Source organism: Paenibacillus sp. P4_A7 (assembly GCF_056402455.1).
Map to the genome: position 1 here is coordinate 1 of NZ_JBFUHJ010000440.1, position 4,629 is coordinate 4,629.

The window sequence follows — 4,629 nt, forward strand, 5'->3', positions numbered from 1 at the left end:
CCTTGATCCTCATCGAAATGAGCCATCAAGGTTTTCTTCGTTCTCTTATTTCACCAGATTCCAAATCGCTTGCGCTGTCTCTGCACGAGTGACGCGGTCTTGTGGATTGAAGTACGCACTCTTCTTGCCTTGCATCAATCCCGATTGAATCGCCTGATCGACCGACTCGGTCGCCCAGCCCGATACTTTTCCGCGGTCTTCATAGCTGATCAATCCCACGTTTTCTGTTTTCAGCTCACGCTTGGCGTATGCGGCTGCTCTGACAATCAACACCGCCATTTGCTCGCGGGTAATTTGCGCATCTGGCGCAAACCGCTCATCGGATACCCCTTGCACCAATCCTGCCCCATAAGCAGCCTGAACGGCTTCATAATACCATTTGCTTGCGGCAACATCCTTGAACGGCGCAGCAACTGCTGACGATTCTATTCCGAACGCGCGTACCAGCATCGCGGTAAACTCAGCTCGTGTCGTCTGACCGCTTGGGTTGAATCGGCTGTCATCCACACCCGATACGATATGCTTCGCTGCCAGTGCCTTGATTGTGCTTGATGCCCAATGCGTCGTCGGTACGTCGACAAACGCTTTATTGTATTCCATTACTGCATATTGGCTGAAATGATGCAGCTCTGTAGAGATGACTTTCTTCTCTGCATCTACTGTTCCCCTAACATACTCCCACTTGCGGCTGACTTCATTGTAGTAGTAAATACCGATCAGCCCCACATCTTGCGAAGCAAGATACGGAAGCTCGATATGAACCGTTTGTGGGAATGAGCTTAAGCGTAGCGTCTTGCCTTGACCATTCACAGCATACAACTCAAGCGTATACACAGCTGCTCCTGCTTTCAGCGAGGAATCGCCGGTGTCTGCCGACATAGAACTTGGTATAACCTTCACGATAATCGACACCGCATCCAGTGCTTCTTGCTGTACTTGCTCCTGCAGTGCCTTCAGCACGCTGGAAGGAATCGCAACCGTCGCTTCGCCGGCTTTAACGATTAACATCTCGTCCTGCAGCACTTCGCCTGCATTCATCGGCAGCGACAGCATTTCCTTACCGGACTGAAGCACAATCGTTCCTTTGCTTTGCTTCAATTGCGATTCTGTTACTTGTTGAATAGTCACGACAGACCCACCGCCGTTGCCTGGGCTTGAAGGATTTTCTGGTTTAGGATCAGGAGGAATATCCGTCGCAGCTAGCATCAGGTCATCAACATATACATCACCTGTCAAGCCAGCCTCCGTCAATACCTTCACTTTCAATGAAGCGGTAGCTGAATGAAGCGGATAGATGTCCGGAATACTGTATTCCGCCCAATCCTTCGTCCCTCCAGTTGTCAATGGTCCGTCCTTAGGAACATAAAGCCCAATTTCGTTGCCCTCATAGTCCAACTCAGCGAACTCGACTCTCACACCTTCCGAATCCGAGACTTGAGCTGTCTTCAACCATAGCGACAGTGTGTATGCTTGCTCTGAATCGACACGCGCTCGATAACTTTGTACATAATTTCCCGCTATGCCTGCTGTTATTTTCACACTCGCTTCTCCACTGTGCCGATCATTCAACTCTAACGCTGTGCCTTGTCGATTCCGCCACATGCCAAGCTCGAACCCTGCGTTTCTCAAAAGATTTGCTGGTGGTGCAAATACATTGTCTCCATATCCGCTTGTAATCGAGATGCTGCCTACTTGCGGATACCAGCTGAATTCATTATCGCCTCGGACAACCATCTTCAAGTAGTTCATCCCAGTCGGCACACTGACAGACGATTTAGTTAGCTTATACCAGCCTCTATTTGTCTCAACGCGCTCCGATGTGTCCACTTCAACCTCCGTCCATGTCGATTGGTCGGGAGATACGTAAAAATCTACATAATCCGTCGACCCTGTATAAAGCTGAGCTGAAAATTTGCTAATGGACTCCTTGTGGTAGATAAGATACTCATCCGTATCGGCTGTTCTGGTTAATCTGCTTTCATCGCCATTCGCAATGTCAGGATTAGATCCGTCCAGCCAAATATTAGCTGATTTAGACACAACGTTGTCGTAATTGTTCAAGTCATCCGTCAATGTTCCATATACCGGTAAGTCCTCAAGAAAGACGTCATCGATCCATACGGTTCCCGTTGCACCTGAAGTTGTTCTGACGATAACCCTCACGTTAGGTGCTTGGATTCGAACGCCGTCCAGTGTATGCTTTGTCCAGCCTTGTGTTCCTCCGGTTTCAACCACACCGATCGAATCGGCAATTATGCCGATATCATTCCCATTTGCATCCACCATCATCAATTCAACCCGAACTGCTGACGGGTCTGTGAAGCCGTCTGTTTTCAACCAAAGCGATAAATTATGCTTTTGGGCTGGGTCTGGCGTGGCAATCGCGCTGGAAATCCAATTGCTCGTCGTTCCACCTTCGATTCTAGCGCTGGCGCTGCCGCTATGCTTCTCGCTTGTATCCAGCGCGGCTCCGCGCTGCATTTCCCACAGTCCATTTTCAAAGCTGCTATTATCGATCAGACCGTTATCTGCACCTGCAATATATCCATGCGAAATCTTCATCTGACCTAGCTGCGGATACCAGTTATACTCATTACTTTCTAAAAACACAACCTTCAAATAGTTCGTGCCTGAAGGAATCTGCTGGGATGCCTTCGTAACTGTAAACCATCCACTTGAGGTGTTCTTCTCATTGATATCATTCACAGCGATTGGTGACCAATTCGAATTATCCGGTGAAGCATAAAATGCTACACCAACTGTATTTCCACTATAAAATTTAGCTTCGAAGCTGTTAATGGAGTCGAAGTGATACACAATGTACTCATCATTTTCTGACGTTCTCATTAACCGGCTGTCGTCTCCATCGGCTACCTGAGTATTCGAGCCATCGAACCAGAAATTAGCCGATCTTTCAAAGATGTGATCAAAGCTCACCAATTCGTCTATCAATTCTTCACTGGTAGATTTGTCTGTAAGTACTGCTTCGTCAACCCATACCGACCCGGTAACGCCAGGAAGTGTCTTAACGATAACTCTGATCCCGGAAGCGGAGGTCTGTATATTCGGTATCTCGTATTTCATCCAGCCCGTCGTGCCACCTGCAGAGATCGATTGCGGGTACACACCTATATCAAATCCGTTGGCGTCTACTTGCATCAGTTCCACCTTAACGCCATTAGGCGTGGACACGTTGTCCGCTCTCAACCAGACACTGAAGGAGTACTCGTTCTGACTACCTATTCTTGCCACKGCGCTTTCTACATAGGCTTGTGAGCCTTCAGCGGTAAGCTTCGCGCTTTGCCCCTTGCGCCGTATAAATGAATCCAGAACGGCTCCTTTATGAACAGGCCAAAGTCCTTGCTCGAAGCCGCCGTTAGGAAGGACATTGGATTGGTCTGCCGTTTCAGTATACGTATAACCTAACGGAAGCTTGTATATTTTCCCTTCTCCCGGCAAGAAACTAGCTGACACCGTATTCTCGCCAGAGTCGAATACCGGGGTGACCTCGTTGCCTTCTGATGCAGCTGTGATTTCTTTGATTGCACTAGCATCAAGAGTAGGGTCCAATTGGAATGTCACTGTTTTCGATTCGTTCAAGGATTTATTGACGACCATTACATAATTGGAGCCATTAGCCTTGTTGGAGAAATACGTAAGAATGAGATTGTCATTCTGATTTTGCGGAAGCATGATGAAATCTTCCGGAACTGTTTTTGTTCCTTTTTGTGCCTCACCTTGATGATATACATATTTCGCATCCAAATGAATAAGTGTACGACCTAGGTTCTTCATATCGGCATTAAATTGTTTGACAGGTTCGTAGAAATCCGTCTTTTTGCCTTCGATATCGATTATTCCTTCTTCAAATGTCTCTGTTTGAGATAGCGGAGTCCACCAAGTGAACCAAATCGGATTTTTAATACCATACGACAATAAAGTATATACGTTATAACGCATCTCATCTGTATTCGGTCTTCTGTATACGTTAGGTATGCCGAAGGATTGCAAGTAACCAGAAGTTTCCAGACCATATTTCAGTCCCGCTTCTTTAATATGCTCAAGGGTGACATAGTAGTCTTCACTTACACCATCGGACGGAGATGCTGGAAACGGATAAAAGTCAAACGATAGAAGCTTCAGGTTCGAAGCGCCCACCGAATTAATCCAACCTTCCACATAACCCTTATAGTTAGGAATCGCCCATGTCTTCGGCAATAGATTCACCGAAGGATTACGTTCCGGGTCCAATTGAAGTACCTTATTATAGACAACTGCGAAATCTTCTAATTCACTTGGCGTAGGTTCGTCTTTAATATAGTAGCCATAGGTTGCAGGATGATCCTTATAATCGTTGACCATTTCTTCAAGCTCTTCATCGGTAAGATCCAATATCTTTCTTGTGCGCGCATCGGAAACCTGCACCTTTAAACCTACAGATTGTGCCAAGTCAAGCATTCTCCTATTTTCCTCAACCGTATCTAAGTCCGTTGAAGATACATTCTGAATATAATCAATGTTTGCATCCTTAATATAGCTGTATTGCTCTTCGTTCGTGAACGCCTCGACGGGTGGCCAGAAGATGCCGATCGGAAATGTCTCCTCCTCAAGACTGGCATTTCCATTGGC

Annotated in this window: 1 protein-coding gene; it reads right to left on the bottom strand. The window is 46.8% G+C overall.

What is annotated here, in order from left to right; all coding sequences use genetic code 11:
• Positions 1-45: 45 nt before the first annotated feature.
• A partial coding sequence (locus AC1DWN_RS28355; protein WP_477562232.1) for an S-layer homology domain-containing protein occupies positions 46-4,629 on the bottom strand: 4,584 nt, incomplete at its 5' end.